Source organism: Salicola sp. AFF1, from assembly GCF_056783195.1.
The window spans coordinates 24583-42045 of record NZ_JBXAYL010000024.1; the positions used below are offsets into that span (position 1 = coordinate 24583).

General features: G+C 58.5%; 19 protein-coding genes. 13 read left to right on the top strand and 6 right to left on the bottom strand.

Features of this window, described 5'->3' with window-relative positions; all coding sequences use genetic code 11:
• Nucleotides 1-36: 36 nt before the first annotated feature.
• The 8 genes from AC1RQI_RS13850 to AC1RQI_RS13885 all read left to right on the top strand — a co-directional run bounded on the left by AC1RQI_RS13850 (nucleotide 37) and on the right by AC1RQI_RS13885 (nucleotide 8378).
• Nucleotides 37-1047, top strand: coding sequence for an AraC family transcriptional regulator (locus AC1RQI_RS13850; RefSeq protein WP_481905245.1), 1011 nt, complete (start codon nucleotides 37-39; stop codon nucleotides 1045-1047).
• A 136-nt stretch (nucleotides 1048-1183) separates the two neighbouring features.
• On the top strand, nucleotides 1184-2506 hold the full coding sequence (locus tag AC1RQI_RS13855; protein ID WP_481905246.1) for a sphingomyelin phosphodiesterase: 1323 nt from the start codon (nucleotides 1184-1186) through the stop codon (nucleotides 2504-2506).
• A 3-nt stretch (nucleotides 2507-2509) separates the two neighbouring features.
• Nucleotides 2510-3490 (top strand): hypothetical protein, encoded by a 981-nt coding sequence (locus AC1RQI_RS13860; RefSeq protein ID WP_481905247.1) that lies wholly within the window; start codon nucleotides 2510-2512, stop codon nucleotides 3488-3490.
• A gap of 379 nt (nucleotides 3491-3869) precedes the next feature.
• Nucleotides 3870-4784, top strand: coding sequence for a ubiquinol oxidase subunit II (cyoA, locus tag AC1RQI_RS13865; protein WP_481905248.1), 915 nt, complete (start codon nucleotides 3870-3872; stop codon nucleotides 4782-4784).
• A gap of 4 nt (nucleotides 4785-4788) precedes the next feature.
• A complete protein-coding gene (gene cyoB / locus AC1RQI_RS13870) occupies nucleotides 4789-6780 on the top strand; it encodes a cytochrome o ubiquinol oxidase subunit I (RefSeq protein ID WP_481905249.1) in 1992 nt (663 codons plus the stop codon).
• Nucleotides 6781-6782: 2 nt separating this feature from the next.
• The gene (gene cyoC / locus AC1RQI_RS13875; RefSeq protein ID WP_416635691.1) at nucleotides 6783-7379 is read left to right on the top strand and encodes a cytochrome o ubiquinol oxidase subunit III; all 597 of its coding nucleotides are present in this window, start codon (nucleotides 6783-6785) and stop codon (nucleotides 7377-7379) included.
• Between the two features lie 2 nt (nucleotides 7380-7381).
• A complete protein-coding gene (gene cyoD / locus AC1RQI_RS13880) occupies nucleotides 7382-7705 on the top strand; it encodes a cytochrome o ubiquinol oxidase subunit IV (RefSeq protein ID WP_416633947.1) in 324 nt (107 codons plus the stop codon).
• A gap of 61 nt (nucleotides 7706-7766) precedes the next feature.
• Nucleotides 7767-8378, top strand: coding sequence for a Yip1 family protein (locus AC1RQI_RS13885; protein ID WP_481905250.1), 612 nt, complete (start codon nucleotides 7767-7769; stop codon nucleotides 8376-8378).
• Between the two features lie 79 nt (nucleotides 8379-8457).
• Here AC1RQI_RS13885 and AC1RQI_RS13890 read toward each other — a convergent pair whose 3' ends face one another.
• A complete protein-coding gene (locus AC1RQI_RS13890) occupies nucleotides 8458-8589 on the bottom strand; it encodes a helix-turn-helix domain-containing protein (RefSeq protein ID WP_481905260.1) in 132 nt (43 codons plus the stop codon).
• Between AC1RQI_RS13890 and AC1RQI_RS13895 the strand changes: the two genes are divergently transcribed.
• Nucleotides 8551-8709 (top strand): hypothetical protein, encoded by a 159-nt coding sequence (locus AC1RQI_RS13895; RefSeq protein ID WP_481905261.1) that lies wholly within the window; start codon nucleotides 8551-8553, stop codon nucleotides 8707-8709. The two genes, AC1RQI_RS13890 and AC1RQI_RS13895, sit on opposite strands and share 39 nt — an antisense overlap.
• An 84-nt stretch (nucleotides 8710-8793) precedes the next feature.
• Here AC1RQI_RS13895 and AC1RQI_RS13900 read toward each other — a convergent pair whose 3' ends face one another.
• Nucleotides 8794-9306, bottom strand: a complete 513-nt coding sequence (locus tag AC1RQI_RS13900) for a hypothetical protein (RefSeq protein WP_481905251.1) — start codon at nucleotides 9304-9306, stop codon at nucleotides 8794-8796.
• Nucleotides 9303-9791 (bottom strand): hypothetical protein, encoded by a 489-nt coding sequence (locus tag AC1RQI_RS13905; RefSeq protein WP_481905252.1) that lies wholly within the window; start codon nucleotides 9789-9791, stop codon nucleotides 9303-9305. Before AC1RQI_RS13905 ends, AC1RQI_RS13900 begins: the two co-directional genes overlap by 4 nt.
• An 858-nt stretch (nucleotides 9792-10649) precedes the next feature.
• Here AC1RQI_RS13905 and AC1RQI_RS13910 point away from each other — a divergent pair.
• Complete coding sequence (locus tag AC1RQI_RS13910) at nucleotides 10650-11642, top strand: virulence RhuM family protein/type II toxin-antitoxin system death-on-curing family toxin (protein ID WP_481905253.1); 993 nt, start codon at nucleotides 10650-10652, stop codon at nucleotides 11640-11642.
• A gap of 41 nt (nucleotides 11643-11683) precedes the next feature.
• The gene (locus AC1RQI_RS13915) at nucleotides 11684-11902 is read left to right on the top strand and encodes a hypothetical protein (RefSeq protein WP_481905254.1); all 219 of its coding nucleotides are present in this window, start codon (nucleotides 11684-11686) and stop codon (nucleotides 11900-11902) included.
• On the opposite strand, the gene AC1RQI_RS13920 is transcribed toward AC1RQI_RS13915, so the two are convergent.
• Together AC1RQI_RS13920 and AC1RQI_RS13925 are read right to left on the bottom strand one after the other, a co-directional pair.
• Entirely contained in the window at nucleotides 11866-13035 is a 1170-nt protein-coding gene (locus tag AC1RQI_RS13920) for a Fic family protein (RefSeq protein ID WP_481905255.1), read from the bottom strand. The genes AC1RQI_RS13915 and AC1RQI_RS13920 overlap by 37 nt on opposite strands.
• A gap of 64 nt (nucleotides 13036-13099) precedes the next feature.
• Nucleotides 13100-13231: a hypothetical protein gene (locus AC1RQI_RS13925; protein WP_481905256.1), complete on the bottom strand. Its 132-nt coding sequence runs from the start codon at nucleotides 13229-13231 to the stop codon at nucleotides 13100-13102.
• A 76-nt stretch (nucleotides 13232-13307) separates the two neighbouring features.
• Here AC1RQI_RS13925 and AC1RQI_RS13930 point away from each other — a divergent pair, with 76 nt between their 5' ends.
• The gene (locus tag AC1RQI_RS13930) at nucleotides 13308-14207 is read left to right on the top strand and encodes an acyltransferase (protein ID WP_481905257.1); all 900 of its coding nucleotides are present in this window, start codon (nucleotides 13308-13310) and stop codon (nucleotides 14205-14207) included.
• 17 nt (nucleotides 14208-14224) lie between these two features.
• Here the strand turns inward: AC1RQI_RS13930 and AC1RQI_RS13935 are convergent, their stop codons facing one another.
• Nucleotides 14225-15523, bottom strand: coding sequence for a methyl-accepting chemotaxis protein (locus AC1RQI_RS13935; protein WP_481905258.1), 1299 nt, complete (start codon nucleotides 15521-15523; stop codon nucleotides 14225-14227).
• A gap of 1545 nt (nucleotides 15524-17068) precedes the next feature.
• On the opposite strand from AC1RQI_RS13935, the gene AC1RQI_RS13940 reads away from it, so the two are divergent.
• Nucleotides 17069-17374 (top strand): hypothetical protein, encoded by a 306-nt coding sequence (locus AC1RQI_RS13940; protein ID WP_481905259.1) that lies wholly within the window; start codon nucleotides 17069-17071, stop codon nucleotides 17372-17374.
• Nucleotides 17375-17463 lie beyond the last annotated feature (89 nt).

Consider the following 17463-nt stretch of genomic DNA (forward strand, 5'->3'; position numbering starts at 1 on the left):
AAGCTGACAAGTACGGATACAGCAGGAGCTTTTGCCATGGCGAGCGCCGGCTTCACCATCAGCACCGCCTACCTGCACGGTTTGACCAACTATTTTGAGGCGTGCGGCCAGGATGCCAGGCGTCTTCTGGCCACGTTCAGTCTTGATCCGCGGATCCTGGACGATCCCAACCACCGGCTGGCCGTAACAACCTACGAGGCCATGCTTGAGCATGGCGAGGTCATTCTGGCGGACCCGGACATTGGCCTCCATGTGGGTGAACGGATCAAGCCCGGCCAGTACGGTGCGCTGGGCTATTCCATCATGAACTGTGCCACCCTCGAACAGGGGGCGCTCCGGCACATGCGTTACGAGAACCTGGTGAGCACCATCGCCAGGACCCGCTACCTGACCAACGAGGATCCGGCCAGGCTGGTCTGGGATGTGGGCGAACGCCAGGTGTGCCGTCATTTCGCCGAGGCGATCGTGGCCAGCTGGGTAGCGTTCACGCGCTGGATTACGGGCCGTGACCTGGCGCCGGAGTGCATCATGTTCCGCCACCCCGGGCCGGCGGATACAGCCACGCACGAGCGTCTCTTCCAGTGTCCGGTGTATTTCGGCCAACCCCAGGTCGAAGTGCGTTTTCCCCAACAATACCTGGACATCCGGTTGCCCCTCCACGATCCCTGGATCGTGTCGATGATGGACGCCTACGCGGAAAAACAGGTGCGTGAGATTGAATCGGTTGATGATGTCGTCTCGGAGGCGCGGACCCTGATCACGGAACGGCTCAAGGGCGGGGAGCTGAGCCTGGCGGCGCTGGCGGGTCAGCTGGGGCTGTCCGGGCGCCAGTTGCAGCGGCGTCTGCGCGAATCCGGTCTTAGTTACCAGTCGCTCGTTGACGACACTCGCCGTACCCTGGCCCTGAATTTCATCATGGACGCACGTTTGAGTGTGCTGGACGTTGCCTTCCTGGTCGGCTTTTCCGATGCCAGCGCGTTCCAGAGGGCCTTCCGCCGCTGGACGGGGGTGAGGCCGGGCGAGTATCGCAACAGGGCGGCTCGCTGACTCCTGGCGCGCGGGGCCATGCACTGGCGTGCGGGAACAATCCGAAACCGGCAGTAGCGCACATTCCGTCGACGGGTCCCGGGTTTAGGTTGCTTTTGTGGGCAGTCCCAACAATAACAACCAGGAGACCTTGACCATGAACCGAACCACAATCCGGGCCTGCACGACAGTCCTCTTCGTTGTGGCCATGGCCTCGGCCCAGGCCAACAGCGATATCTATCTGACCAACAGTACCCATGAAACCGTGCGAATCGATGTGCGTCACCATGGCAACGGCGACAAGCTGACCGAAGGTGACGAATGGGAGCAGACCACGACGGCAATCGCCCCTTTTGCCACTGAAAGGGTGCTTACCTTCAACCGCTTCTCCGGGCTTGAAAGTGGTGCTACCTACCACTTTGAAACCCTCGTTCAAGGCAAGACCGCCAGTGTCACACTGCGCCAGGTCATGCAGGGGACCTTCTATGGCAGCCGTATCCGCCATGGTGCGCGAGGGGCGTTTGGGGCGCCACTGGTGTCCGACCGGGGCATTCACCGATTTGATACCCGTTTTGATGCCATCCCGTCAGTCCTGGCGTTCAAGGCCCACCGCACTTTCGGCTATGACGACTTTCGCTATACTGTGACCAACCGGTCGCAACCCGAGCCCGTTAGCGGGCCCAACGAACTCAAGGTCCTGACCCACAACATCTGGGCGCTTCCGGTTATTGCCGATAACATTGGCGAGCGCCTGGATGAATTGCCGCGGTTCCTGAAGGGGGCTGACGTGCTCCTGCTTCAGGAAGCGTTCGACGCGCGCAGCGAGGACCTGCTGCTTGAACTGTCCGATGAATATCCCTATCAGACCGAGATCCTGGACGGTGCGGATCCCAACCTGCTCAATGGCGGGGTCGTCGTTGCCAGCCGTTATCCCATCGTCAATACCGAATACCATGTCTACCCGGACTGTGTGGGCACGGACTGTTTAACGGATCGGGGTGTGGTCTATACCGAGATCATCAAGGACGGTCAGGCCTTTCATGTGATGGGCACCCATACCGCTTCCAGTGACAGTGACGAGGCACGCCAGACACGCATGAGCCAGTTCCGCCAGATGCGCGAGCTGGCGGACCACCAGGAGATACCCGGTTTCGAGGCGCTGATCCTTGGCGGTGATTTCAACGTTAACAAGCGCAAGTTCCCGGGGGATTTCGCCCGCATGCAATCCATACTCAACGCCACCATGCCACGGGCAACCGGCTATACCAGGGCCACCTTCGACGCCGAGGTCAACCGCAACGCCGATCGCACCTCGAACAAGGTGGAATACCTGGACTACGTTCTGGTGGCGAACGACCACCGCCAGCCGGCGGCGTCGGTCAATGACGTGCGCGTGCCACGCTCCGTCTCAGAGGATCTCTGGAGAGTCTGGGATCTGTCGGATCACTTCCCGGTGTTTGGCCACTTTGAGTTCGAGTAGGTTATGAAGCGGCTACTGATGCTTGTTCCAGGCCTGGTGCTGGGCGCGTTCCTGGCGGCCCTGTGGTGGTGGACACCAGGGGGCAATGGCATTGCCATGGAAGTGGCCGGGCCTTCCGCGGCCCAGGAAGAGGCCTTACCAGCACCGACCGAAAGCGTGAGCCCGGCCCCTGATGAACGCCTCCAGGGCGCGAAGGACCGGCTCCAGGGCGCCATCGAGCGCTGGCAGAAGAGGTTGAAGAGGCACCAGCAGAACCCTGGCAACCTAAGGCGGTTCTTTCGCCGCCTGGACGGGCAGTGCGACAGCCCCCCGGAATGTGAAGCGTTGTTAGAGGCTGTTCTGGAAGGGTACGGCGATGCGGCGTTTGCCGGACGGGTTCGGGCCATCATGGACCAATGGTGGCGCTATCGAGAGAGACAGGATAGTGCCGTCATGGCCAGGGATACGCCACTGACCCGACGTCTGGACTCGATCAGGAATCTGCGCGTGGATGCCTTCGGCGCCGAATCCGCCAGGATGCTGTTCGGCCGTGAGCATGCCAGGATCCGTTACCGGAACCGTTATCACACCTTCCTGCAGGAGCGGGCGCCGCACATGACGCCCCGGCAACGCCTGGAAGCGGTGGAGAAGCTGCGTCGCGAGGCACTGGGCAAGCATTATGCAACCCTTAATCAGGGGGAAACCGATCGCGAGCGCTATAACCGTGAACTGGAGCTGCGTCTGGTGGGGGTGGAGGACGAGAGCGAACGCCGCTCGCTGGCCATCAAAGTCGGAAAAAAACACTTTGATACTGACAAGGCACAGGCGATTGCCGAACGCATGGAGCAGGAACGCGAACAGCAGGCCAGGGTGCGCGAGTACAAAAGGAGAGTGCAGGCCCTCGAAGCTGAAATGGCCGGTCGCCGTGACACGGATCCGGATTGGGAGGCCACCTATCGGCAGCGCCTGCGCAAGATCAGAAGCGAGACTTTTGGCGCTGACTGACCGGGCCAGGCTCGATCCTGACCCGGAGTCCGTTCCTCAATGGCGGCCAGCAGTCCGTGCGCTGCCACTCCCTTGAGCCCATGGAATGGCGAAACCATTACCGTTTGGTAAGCAAGTTTCGCGACGATTACGCTCTATGGTAGCTTTCCGCCCCGAGAGCAGGTGGCCATAGGGCGCGCCTCGGGCTTTTCAGGATGGGATCGGTCAACACGGGCCGTTCATCACCCGAAGCGTCTGAGGAGACCTTCGCCGACCTGCCTTTCGTTGACAGCACCGGGCGTCCGTCATGCCGTAGCTGGCAGTCTTCACCTAAAAAGGTAGCAACCTAACTAATAGGTTGCAATCATATGTGCTGTCTTGCCCGTCACAAAGAGGTTTCATGATGAGGAAGAACCGTCACTGGCGTCTCTTTGGCGCCATCCTCCTGGGTCTCCTGCCATTGGTGTTGTCGGGCTGCAGCTCGGCACTGATGGACCCGAAAGGGCAGGTGGGGGAAGAGCAGCGTGTGCTGATCCTGACCGCCTTCTCCCTCATGCTCATCGTCGTCGTCCCCGTAATCGTGATGACGTTGGTGTTTGCCTGGCGCTACCGCGAGGGCAATAAAGAGGCGTCCTACAGGCCGGATTGGGCCCATTCAACGGCGATTGAAGTCGTGGTGTGGCTGATCCCGTGCCTGATCATCGTGGTGCTGGCGATCCTCACCTATTGGACGTCCCACAGTCTGGATCCAATGAAGCCGATCGAGACGGACAGCGAGCAGGACGCGCTGGAGATCCAGGCCGTCTCGCTGGACTGGAAATGGCTGTTCATTTACCCGGATCAACAGATCGCGACGGTGAACGAGGTGGCCTTCCCTGAAGATCGCCCCATCCATTTCCGCGTCACCTCTGGTTCCGTAATGAATGCCTTCTTCATTCCCGCACTGGGCACCCAGATCTACGCGATGGCGGGAATGGACGCCAACCTCAACCTGATTGCCAACGAGAAGGGCACCTTCGAGGGGCGCTCCACCAACTACAGTGGCGCCGGCTTTTCGGGGATGACGTTCCAGTCCCGCGCCCTATCTGAAAGCGGCTTCAAGGAGTGGGTCCGGACGGTGAAGGACGCGTCCGGGACGTTGACCTACCCGACGGAATACAACGCCCTGGCCAAACCGAGCCATGACGCCCCGGTGCAGTACTACTCGGACATTTCCGAAGGGCTGTACGGCGACATTCTGGACCGCTTCCGCAAAGCCCCCGAGATGGCGGGCCAAGCGCATGAGGGCGGCCACACCGACGAGGCAGTGGAGTAACGACATGCTGGGAAAACTGAGTCTTGAGTCCATTCCCTACCACGAGCCGATCATCATGTCGGTGGTCGTGGTCATGGCGCTGGTCGGCGCCTTCCTGGTCGGCTGGGTCACGTTCCATCGCAAATGGGTGTACCTGTGGAACGAATGGATTACCTCCGTCGACCACAAGAAGCTGGGCATCATGTACTTCCTGGTGGCGTTGGTGATGCTGCTGAGGGGGTTCTCGGACGCGATCATGATGCGTGCCCAGCAGGCCATGGCCGCCGGCGGCGCCGAGGGCTACCTGCCGCCTGAGCACTACGATCAGATCTTTACCGCCCACGGCGTGATCATGATCTTTTTCGTCGCGATGCCGATGATCATCGGCCTGATGAACCTGGTGGTGCCGCTTCAGATCGGTGCCCGCGACGTGGCGTTTCCGTTCCTGAACAACCTCAGCTTCTGGCTGTTCGCCGCCGGCGTCGTCTTGGTCAACCTCTCGCTGTTCGTCGGGGAGTTCGCCAAGACCGGTTGGCTGGCCTACGCGCCCCTTTCAGAGACCAGCTACAGTCCCGGGGTCGGGGTGGACTATTGGATCTGGGCCTTACAGATCTCCGGCCTCGGGACCACGCTGACCGGCATCAACTTCTTCGTGACCATCATGAAGATGCGCACCAAGGGCATGACGCTGTTCCGGATGCCGGTCTTCACGTGGACCTCGCTGGTGGCGAACGTCCTGATCATCGCCTCCTTCCCGATCCTGACGGCGACCATCGGGCTGCTGACCCTGGACCGTTACCTGGACTTCCACTTCTTCACCAACACCCTGGGCGGCAACATGATGATGTACGTCAACCTCATCTGGGCCTGGGGCCATCCAGAGGTGTACATCCTGATCCTGCCGGCGTTCGGCGTATTCTCGGAAGTCACCTCCACCTTCTCGAAGAAGCGCCTGTTCGGCTACAACACCATGGTCTGGGCCACCCTCAGCATTGGCGTGCTGTCGTTCCTGGTGTGGCTCCATCACTTCTTCACGATGGGGGCGGGCGCCGACGTCAATGCCTTCTTCGGGATCATGACGATGGTCATCGCCGTACCGACCGGCGTGAAGATCTTCAACTGGCTGTTCACCATGTTCCGCGGGCGGATTGAGTTCACCTCGCCGATACTCTGGACGCTCGGGTTCATCATCACGTTCACCCTCGGCGGCATGACGGGCGTCATGCTGGCGGTTCCGGCGGCCAACTTCGTCCTGCACAACAGCCTGTTCGTCATCGCCCACTTCCACAACGTCATCATCGGCGGCGTGGTGTTCGGCATGTTGGCCGGGCTGACTTTCTGGTTCCCGAAGGCCTTCGGCTTCACGCTGGACGAAAAGTGGGGCAAGCGCTCGTTCTGGTGCTGGATCATCGGCTTCTACGTGGCCTTCATGCCGCTCTACGCATTGGCGTTCTTCGGGGCGGTCCGGCGCATGCAGTCCTACGACCAGGCGCAGTGGCAGCCGCTGATGATCGTGGCGTTCATCGGGGCCGTCATCATCATGTGCGGCATTCTCTGCACGGTCATCCAGTTTTACGTGAGCATCCGTGACCGCAAACAGCGTGCGGACCTCACGGGCGACCCCTGGAATGGGCGCACCCTGGAATGGGGCATGTCATCCCCGCCCCCGTTCTACAACTTTGCGCACCTGCCGGAGGTGGAGAGCATCGACCACGTCTGGGAACTGAAGCAGCGCAACGGCGGTATCCTGCCGCGACCGTCTCCGGAAGAGACCACGTACGAGGAGATCCACATGCCGCGCAATACCGTTGCGGGACCGCTGATCGGGTTCTTCAGCATCGTGTTTGGTTTCGCTCTGGTGTGGCACATCTGGTGGATGGCTGGCGCCGGCGCGATCGGCATCTTCGTTGCGTTCCTGATGCGCGTGTTCAATGACGACATTGATTATCACGTGCCGGTGGACGAGGTGAGAGCCATTGAGACCCGGCACTATCAACAGGCAACCATTCGGGCATGACCATGACGAGCGATGTAATAGACAATCACCACGACCATCCCGATCCCGGCGACATGACGGTGTTCGGTTTCTGGCTCTACCTGATGAGCGACCTGATCATCTTCGGTTCGCTGTTCGCCACCTACGGGGTGCTGCACAACGCCACCGCCGGGGGGCCGGGCACGACGGACATTTTTGAACTGGACTTCGTGCTGGTGGAGACCTTCCTGCTGCTGTTCAGCAGTTTCACCTACGGCATGGGCGTGCTGGCCATGCAGCGCGACCGGCTGGGTCAGCTGATGGGCTGGCTCATCGCCACCTTCCTGCTCGGCGCTGCGTTCGTGGGCATGGAAGTGTACGAGTTCCATCACCTGATCAGTGAAGGCTTTGGGCCGGATCGCAGTGCCTTCCTGTCCTCCTTCTTCGCGCTGGTCGGCACCCACGGCCTGCACGTGACCTTCGGCCTCATCTGGATGGCGGTGATGTTCGTGCAGCTGCCCACCAAGGGCCTGAACCACATGACGCGCCCCCGGGTGATGTGCCTGAGCCTGTTCTGGCACTTTCTGGACATTGTCTGGATCTGTGTCTTCAGCTTCGTCTATCTGATGGGAGCCCTGTAACAATGAGTGAATCATCCCAAGACAGCCACAGTCACGGCAGCGTCCGCTCCTACGTTCTGGGGCTGGTGTTGTCGATCATCCTGACGGTGATCCCCTTCGGTCTGGTGATGAGTGGCGGCCTCAACGAGACACTGGTCATGATCGTCATTTCCGCAGCCGCCGCCCTCCAGGTGCTGCTGCAGCTGGTGCTGTTCATGCACCTTAACCTGAAGACCGAAGAGGGGCGCGATTCCGGGGCCTTCATCTTCTTCACCACGGTTATCCTGGTGCTCGTGGTGGGCGGCTCGCTGTGGATCATGTACCACCTGGACCTCAACCTGATGTAAGCCGCGTCCACGCTGAACGATAGTGGCCGTGGGCAAGCTGTGATTTTCAAGGAAGGTGTTTATGCTGACGCACGTTTGGGGATTATTGGTCCATCCGCGCAAAGAATGGACCCAGATCGACGAAGAACAGGAAACCGTCCCGCACTTCTACGCGCACCACGTTCTGCTCATGGCGGCCATCCCGGTGCTCTGCGCCTTTATCGGGACGACGCAGGTCGGCTGGGGCTTTGGCGGGGACCACGCCTTTATCAAGCTGGATCTGTGGAGCGCCTTCTACGCCGGCGCCGCTTTCTACATCGCGATTCTGGGCGCCGTGTTCCTGGTCGGCAGCGTTATCCACTGGCTGGCCCAGCGCTACGCCGCTCCCCCCAGCCGCCGTCGTTGCGTTGTCTTCGCCGGCTACATCGCCACCCCGCTGTTCCTGAGCGGGCTGGTGGCGGTCTATCCGCTGGTGTGGCTGTGCCTGCTGGCCGGCACGGTGGGGCTGTGCCTTACCGTTTACCTGCTGTATCTGGGCATTCCGTATTTTCTCGGCATCAGCTCCAAGGAGGGCTTCATCGTCTCGAGCACCACCCTCGCCATCGGCGTGCTGGTTCTGGAGGCACTGCTCGCGATTACGGTCATTCTCTGGGGCTATGGCGAAGTGCTGTTGCCCTGGGTGTTCCGTTTTTGAGGTGGGTTGGGCCCCAGGCAGCGTATGCCGTACGTGGGTTTGTTGATTGAGGGTGCCATTCAAAGGGACACTGGAGCGGTTACGCTGAGCGCTCCAGTGCAGTCAGCTTTAGTTCATAACCACAGGCATGCGCATAGCGGGTGAGCATCTTCCAGCTCGGGTTGCTCCGTCCGTGCTCCAACCTGCTCACGTTGGATTTCTGCGTACCCATGCGTTCGGCAAGCTCCTGCTGGGTCAAGCCCGCGCTTTTGCGCATGGAGAGAAGCTGGTCAAGGTTGAGAAAGGTGAGGAAGATGAATCCGGGGAGGCTCGGGATATGGCTGCGGAGTAGGGGATGCGTGAGATGAAGTGTCTAGGAAGCTTTAGACGCTAACGGGAACGTGGCGGGTCGAATAGACCCGCCCTGGAACATGGTTCACGCTTGGTTTTTCAGAATCTGCTCAATCTTCGAGCGATCCTCTTGAGGGTTTTTGCCGCGAAGTAAGTCCACGTATTCCGGTACTGTAAGTTCGTGTTTGAGGTCGCGCTGGTCGGGATCGGCCCCGTTTTCGAGCAGGAATTCGACGATCCGTGGCTTATTCAACAACACGGCCGTATGTAGCGGTGGCAGCCCATGGACCTCGGAAGGTTGGTGAATGGAAATGCCTTGCTCCAGAAAAAACGTCATCAGGCGCCGTCGCATCTGACGGTCTTCGACGCCAAAGAAAAACGACAGGCCGTTGCCTTGCTCCAAGAACTCTATGTCCTCCTCGGTACCGCGAAAATTGAAGAGATAGTATTCACACACCGGCTGTGGGACGTAATCCCCTTCCGGGTGGGTGACACACAGAGAGACATATTCAATGTTGGATGTCTCCAGGTACCAGACCATTAGGGTCGCGTACAGAGTCAGTGCTATCGCGATCAGCGAGACGGCAATCTTTTTCATGTCAGCTTCCAGACTCTTTCGACTGTCCGCGGGCCGCCCCCAGCTGTGTAGGCTAAAAAGGCCCCATTGACTTTGAGGTTACCGGCGGTGCCGTTGTAGTGCATACGCAGTATTGGACGGAAGTTCAGAGCCAACCGTTCACGCACGCGTTCGTATATTTCGATCTTGGTCAGATCACGTGCTGTCGCGTGCTTGAACCAGTGCTTGGCGGCCTTCTTCCCGAATTTCTTGAGAATCTTCCTGATGTTGGGCCTCGGGCTCAGCAAGGACTTGAACAGGATTTCTATGAACCCGAACGAATACGAGGCATCCACCGCCTCGACGAGGAGACCCTGAGCGAACTCACGAAGGTCATTATCAACATGCATCTGTTCGATCATGTTGTGCTTGTTCCTGAAAAAGAACTTCAGGATCTCGATCGTTTCTTGTTCGTCGAGAATCAGCTCGTCCTCGGTGAACTGCTTTAGATGAACTCGGCTAGCCATGAATCGGTCCTTAATTGCTATTGGCTGATCGGTTATCCCATACCGCAAGTTGGTCTCGGCTTGTGTCTTCAGGAAGGCGGCGCACCAGCAGTCTTTGGCAGATTGTGGAATATACCGTGCTGGGGGATAGATGGGAGTGGCTTTCCATGCTTTACCTTCCCTGATAATAAAGTCCTCACTCTGGAGCAGTGCTGCATCCAGTGCAGCCTGAAAACTACCCCGCTAAGGTGTCATTGTCAAACCTTTGGGATGCTTTCAAAGGTGTAGCTGAAGAGTAAGCGGTCCACGAACCCCATCTTAACGGCTTGAGCCGGATTCGCCCGACTGACCGACACCCAGGCGTCTACTGTATCGGGGGCTTGCCAAACGTCACCCATTCTTAATATGAAGCTAGTCCGGCCTAAGCGGACTGTCGATGCCGTCTTTACGGATTGTTACATTTTGGGGTGCATCGTAAGCGCCAATCAATCGACCCGCTTGCCCCAGGCGGTGACTCGCGAGACAGACGTTATCGTCGTTCAACGATCTCTGCTACGCTCAAGGAAAGCACCACCCGGCACCAGACACCTATCGAAGAACAACAGCGCATTGTTGAGGAAGTTGATACGAAACTATCCGAGCTTGATGCCATTGGAGCTACAATCGACAGCGGATTGTCACGATCTGAACTGCTGAGAGACAGTCTGTGTTGAAATGTGCTTTCGAAGGTAAGCTTGTTCCGCAAGATCCCAACGACGAACCCGCCAGCGTGCTACTTGAGCGTATCCGCCAAGACCAGCCCGCACGAATAAAAAACGGCGCAAGCGGGAAGCAACGGCAGAGTTGTTCGATGATCAACATCGATCGCATGGAGGCGATATGAACGACATTGTGATTTTTGAGGATAGCTCCCAGGAAGTTGAAGTACGTCTGGAAGGTGAAACGGTTTGGCTGACCCAGCGACAAATGGGTGAGCTCTTTGATACCACCCCGGAAAACGTCCTGATGCACCTGAGGAACATTTTCCGGGAGGAGGAGCTGTCGGAGGCCGCAACTACTAAGGATTTCTTAGCAGTTCGTCAGGAAGGCAAGCGCCAGGTTCGTCGCCGTCTCAAGCACTACAACCTGGACGCGGTCATCTCCGTCGGTTACCGGGTCAACTCAAAACTCGCCACCCGCTTCCGCCAATGGGCCACCCGCATCCTCCGCGAACACCTTACTCAGGGCTACACCCTGAACGACCACCGCCTGGCCCAGCAGGGCCTTGAGGAGCTACAGCAGGCTGTGGAACTGCTTGGGCAGACCCTGACCAAGCAGGCCCTGGTCTCCGATGTTGGTCAGGAGGTGGTGGGGCTGATCCTGGGCTACGCACGCACCTGGCGCCTGCTTCTGGATTATGACGAGGGTGAACTGGGTATTCCGGCGGGAGCGCGCCCGGCGCGTGGTGTTTTGAACTTCGATGAAGCCCGTCGTGCCCTGGATGCCCTGGCTGGGGAGCTGCGCGAGCGTGGTGAAGCCAGCGAGCTGTTCGCCCGGGACCTGGGTGATGGGCTTGCGTCCATCCTGGGCAACCTGGAACAGAGCATGTTCGGCGAACCCCTCTATAGAACCCGGGAAGAACGGGCCGCCCATCTTCTGTATTTTGTCATCAAGAACCACCCCTTTTCGGATGGCAACAAGCGCTCGGGTGCCTTCCTGTTTCTGCTCTATTTGCGCCAGGAAGGGATGCGCCTGTCGCTGGACGATAACGGCCTAACGGCTCTGACTCTGTTGATCGCTGAGAGCGACCCCAAGGCGAAGGACCTGATGGTACGGCTCGTCGTGAACCTGCTGGCAACGGAACCTTCAAACCAGTCGGACGGTACAGAATGAATGCTGAATAACTCGGCTCCAGGATCTGGAACTTCTGTTACATGCTCGGGCAGATCTTCACCAAGGCCCAGAACAGGATCCAGGACCCCGCCAAACTGGCGCGGCTGATCGACATGATCGACGCCGAGAACTGGGTCATGCTGGATGCCGAGGTGAAGGGCGATATTTCGAAGACCTGCTGGAGCGCAACGCCCAGGGCACCAAGTCCGGCGCCGGGCAGTAATTACTCCGCGCCCGCTGATTGGCGCCATGGTCGATAACACCCTGGCAAATGGTACCGGGTGCTGCGACCCCCCTCCGGGAGCTTTTCCAGACACCCTTTCTGCGCCAGATCGCTCAGATGGCGGGTTGCCGTTGCCTTGCTGACTTTTGCGAGTTTCTGATATTTCGCTGCGCTGATGCCATCCTCAAAGTTGTCTGGCCCACCCTCCAATAGACGGTTCAGTAGTTTTTGCTGGCTGCTGTTCAACTCGACATTTTCAAATCTCTGCCAGAACCTCGCTTTTTGGAGGGTCCGGTCAATGGCAACTTGGGCCTGGTCCAGCGCCTCGGAAAGCGTCTTCATGAACCAGGTCATCCAGGGAGAGATATCAAGTCCGTTCCGTTGTGTGTTCTCCAGAATATCGTAATACCCCTTGCGGTTATCCAGGATCGCTTCGGACATGGCATAAAGGCGAATGCTGTGATCGTCTGCCTGCGCCAGTGCCAGATCGGTGATCGCCCGGGTGATCCGCCCATTGCCGTCGTTGAAAGGGTGGATCGTGACAAACCACAGGTGGGCGAGCGCTGCCCGCTCAAGTGGCTCGATGGTGTCCTGATCCCGCGACTCATTGAACCAGTTAAGGAAGTTGTTAACGTCCCGCTCCAGCCTGTGCGGGGGCGGGGCTATGAAGTGGATGCGCCTGCGGTCGGCACCGCGCCAGGAAACCACTTCCATCTCCTCATCCCTCAGCGAGCCTATAGCGATCCTGGGCCCAATACGTGGTGGTTCCGGGAAGAGCCAGCGGTGCCATTGGAGTAATCGTTCCAGTGTCAGGTCCTCATGACGGTTATCAATGGCATCAAGCATCATATCCGCTACGCCCTCGCTCCGCGCTGAGGTCGGATACTGTTGTTCGTGAGTGACGCCCAGCCGGTTGGCCAATGATGATTTCACTGAGAGAGCATCCAACCGCTCTCCTTCGATAGCGGAAGAGGCGAGGATGTTGTGCAAAAGGGTGTCGAGCATTTTCTCTTTGCCGGTGTCCTCCAGCACACTCGCTTTGCCCAACAGCTGGCCTATCTGTTTCTGGATATCACGGATAAGGGCGGTGACGGAGGTGTCCCAGTCGAACTCGGGCCAATCCGGGCTCTGCCAGATCCACTGATAGGTGCTGTTTTCCGGCGTCGGCATGAGGAAGTCGCTGTTTCATGGGCCAATGAGCCGATTATGGCACTTATTCGGCTCATGGCTCGAATCAGAGCTGCCCCACCGGGCTGCAGCCGCGCGTGGCCAGTGCCAGGTTCGTGCTGAGCCGGACCTGCTCGTAGTACTGGTCCGCGGCGTCCACGCCTTGCGATGCAAGAGGACCGCAGGAAGTGGAACGCATGACCCGATGCTCATTGATCTATAGCCAGACGCCTCAAACAATGGGCACCTTAAAAACTGATTGGCGATTCATATCCATGCTCAATCTCCTGCCGAAACCCCTGCTCGGGGTACTGAACTCGCTACTGCTGGCGGTGAACACCGTCTTCTGGTGCGTGCTGCTCTACATTCCCGCCATCCTGAAGCTGATTATCCCCATCCGCGGGTGGCGGGTGTTCTGTACCCGGCTCATTATCTGGATCTCCCAGTGCTGGGTGGCCTGCAACAGTGGCTGGATGCGCCTGACCCACCGCACCACCTGGGACGTCTCGGGGCTGGAAGGGCTGAGCCGCGAGGGCTGGTACCTGGTCATGTCCAACCATCAAAGCTGGGTGGATATTTTCGCGCTGCAGCACATCTTCAACCGGCGCATCCCATTCCTGAAATTCTTCCTCAAGCAAGAGCTCATTTGGGTACCGGTGATCGGGCTGGCCTGGTGGGGGCTGGACTTCCCGTTCATGAAGCGCTATTCCCGGGAATACCTGGAAAAGCACCCGGAGAAACGCGGTGAGGACATGAAGGCCACCCAGCGTGCCTGCGAGAAATTCAAATACACCCCGGTCAGCGTCATGAACTTTCCGGAAGGCACGCGCTTCACCCCGGTGAAGCATGCCGCCCAGCAATCCCCCTACAAGCATCTGCTGCGCCCCAAGGCCGGCGGGACCGCCTTCGTCCTGGAAGCCATGGGCGACACGCTCTCCACGATGCTTGATATCACCATTGCCTACCCGAACGGGCGCCCCGGGCTCTGGGAATTCATGTGCGGGCGGGTCACCCACATCGTCATCCGCGTGGAGCAGGTGCCCATCCCGGAGCATCTGCGGGGCGGCGATGATCGCGAGGACGGATCCCATCGCCAGCAGGTCAAGGAATGGCAGGAAGGGCTCTGGGAGCGCAAGGATCGGCTGCTGGATGAACTGAAGGCCAGGGCGGAGTGATGGGCCCGGAGCAGGGTCTACCCGCTCAAGGCGTTAATGGAGTCCTGCAGGCTCCGTGCTTCCTTCAGAATATCCCCGACGATCGTCTCAGCGTCGATCACCTGCTCTTCACCGCTCCGGGTCTGCTCGGCGACCTTCTCAATCCGTGAGACCACGTTGTTCGTCTTCGTCAGGATCCCATGGATGACTTCGGAGATCTCCTTGGTGGAGTCACTGGTATTGCCGGCAAGCTTGCGGACCTCATCCGCCACGACCGCAAAACCGCGCCCCTGTTCACCGGCGCGGGCCGCCTCAATGGCCGCGTTCAACGCCAGCAGGTTGGTCTGGTCCGCCACACCGGCAATGGTTGTGATCATCTGCTCGATGTTCTGGGACTGACTGTTCAACTCAGTGACCATGGCGCGGGCGTCCTCAACCCCCTGCTTGATCTCCTCGGAGGTACGCCGCGAGGATTCAAGCGAACTGACTGCCGTGGTGGCGATCTCCACGGTCTTCTGCGCCGTGTTGGAGGCCGCTTCCGCCGCCTGGCGGGTCTGGTTGGCCTGCTGCACCCGATCCGTAATGTCACTGGCGAACTTGATGACCTTCAGGGTCCGCCCCTTATCATCCAGAATCGGGTTATAGCTGGCTTCGAGCCAGAGTTCCCGGTCGTCCGCGCGCAGGCGCTTGAACTGGCCGGTCTTGTAGTGGCCCTGGGCCAGTTCCGCCCAGAAATTCGGGTTTTCCTCGTAGAACGCCGGATCGCACAGCATGCGGTGGTGCTGGCCCTGCAGCTCTCTCAGCGGGTAGCCCACTGCATTGAGGAAATTCTGGTTGGCACTGATGATGGTGCCATCGGGATGGAACTCGATAACCGCGAGGGAGCGATCCATGGCCTCGGCAACGGCCTCCTTGTTCCGAATCTGCTCGTGCTCCTCGGTCACGTCCGAGGCCATCTTCATGACCCTGGAGGTTCTGCCATCACTGCCCTTGATGGGGAAATAGGTGGCCTCCAGCCAGATGGCCTGGCCGCTGCTGGTCTTGCGGGGAAAAGTGCCTGAATGCGAGCGGCCATCACGCAGGGACTGCCAGAACTGCTGATACTCCCGGCTCTCGGCGATCTCTGGCGCACAGAAGATGCGATGGTGCTGCCCGATGACCTGATCGCGTGTGTAGCCAACGGTTTTCAGGAAGAGATCATTAACGTCACGGATGATGCCATCCGGCGAGAACTCAATGGTGGCTATCGATTCATGGATGGCGTCCAGAACGGCCGTCTTGTCAGCCAGCTCGTTCCGGCATGCCTCGTACTCGCGCTTGGGAATACCACCCAGCATTCGCTACCTCTTCGCTCGAAACCGATGTACGGTCCATCGTTCATTGATATTCATAATCCTAGCTCTGGCAGGCCCATCGCTCCACCCGAGGGCTTATATTGCCCGGGGTTCAGTCATAAATAGGGATGCAGGCGCGAATTGGATGTTACAGAGTGTTTTCCTGAATCAGGGTGCGTGGCAGGGGGCATCTGGAGCGTTCATCCGGAGAAGGCACCCAATCGCATCGTCAAGCGTTTCCTGGCTGTTTGAGCCATATCATCCTCATTACCATCAGATCTCTGCTACGCTCAATTAAGGGTCATTTCAGACACCACCAACGTCCTGCCCTCGACGTTTGAAGTCTTCTGCATGATCGACCTGGCCGGATGCTTCGCCGGGAAAAAGGTGTTCTTTTGAAGATAAACTCCAAGTGCTCGATGGATTACTAATTGATTGGCTTTTCCTGTCCCTCGGCGTACAGGACAAGCGGTTTGTCGCCTTTTGGGATGCGAACAATCGTGACCAACTTTCGCTGTTCTGCCTGGATGTCCGTAGGGCAGTTTTCTTCAATATGGCAACGAACTACCTCCAAGCGCCTTTTGCCGTTGGAGTTGGACACCTTTACGCCAGGCGAGTGGTAAAGGGTTTCAGCAGGTGTGCGATAGTGGAGGATTACATTGTCGGTACCCTTCGTCACTTTCTCAATCTGCACCTGATCAACAGGATAAACACCGCTCTCGGCAGAGCTGCATCCCGACAATAGAGAAAAGATAACCAAACAGCCTCTAGCCATCCTCATAATACGCCCTTATCCGGCTAAACTGCTTTGTTGCACATCTCCAGGGGATGCCGGTGACTTACGGCTTGTCGTTTGCCCAGATTCCATCGCCTTGATTGAGGCGCCGAGCTCGCGTGGTGTTTCAACACCGAGCCAATCATTGGCATCAACATCAATCCCAACAACACTGTAGAATAGGTCGCTCGCCCAGGAGGAACAGTTATGGGTGTAATCCCAATGGACGCGTTTTTGAGGAATGCGTTTAACCGCTTCGTGCGAACCTTGGAAAGGCGATAAAACCGACTTGCAGCAGGCCTGGATCCTGCCTCCATGTTGACCCTGACATCACTTTTTCCCCTGTTATCCACCGTGCGGGGGTGCCCATCCGGCCATAGTCCGAAGAAAACGGTTTTGCTTCCCTCTTGGACCGAAATCCATGCATGGCCTGATGTAAAAGAGTGTTCGTCGCCCGCTATATTACTGTGAATACCCAGAACGACGGGGCCCGGAAAGGTAGGTATTTTTGCCTTATCCTTTGACATAACGAATCCGTCCAGTTGGATGATCAATTCAATTTTAAGCGACGCTATCACCCCGCCAAAATACTGTCAATTTAAGTCTGGCAAGCAACGGGGCACTTGGTGCACGCCTAAAACCAACGCTTTATCGTCCTCACCTTCAAAATCTCTGCTACGCTCAAAGAAAGCACCACCCGCCGCAAACCCGGCTAACCCCCGGGAAGCCGTTGCGCGCGCAGGATGTAGGACCCACAACAAGGACAATGCGCAATGATCACGCTCCCCGATTGCGTTACGCGTGGCGAAGTCGCCCGTCTCGTCCCCGTCACCGCCGACACCACCAACGTCGTGCCCTCGAAGTTTGAAGTCTTCTACATGGTCGACCTGGCCGGACGCTTCGCCGGGAACAAGGTGTTCATTGATGAGCTGGAAGCGGCGGTGCCGCGTTTCTATGAGCAAGTAGGGCAGAGACTCCGGGCCTGGGTGGCGCCGCCGCCTAAGATTAATCGGCGGGATCCGGTTGAAAAGGGTGAGGATGACCGCTCCGATGAAGATCAGGATTTGGCTGCGGAGTAGGTGTGGCAACTACTACTAATCCGAAATAAAGTAGCCGAACATTAGTCGGAGATATAAGCCAGTTCGGGGTGCTGAAAAAATGACTTCAG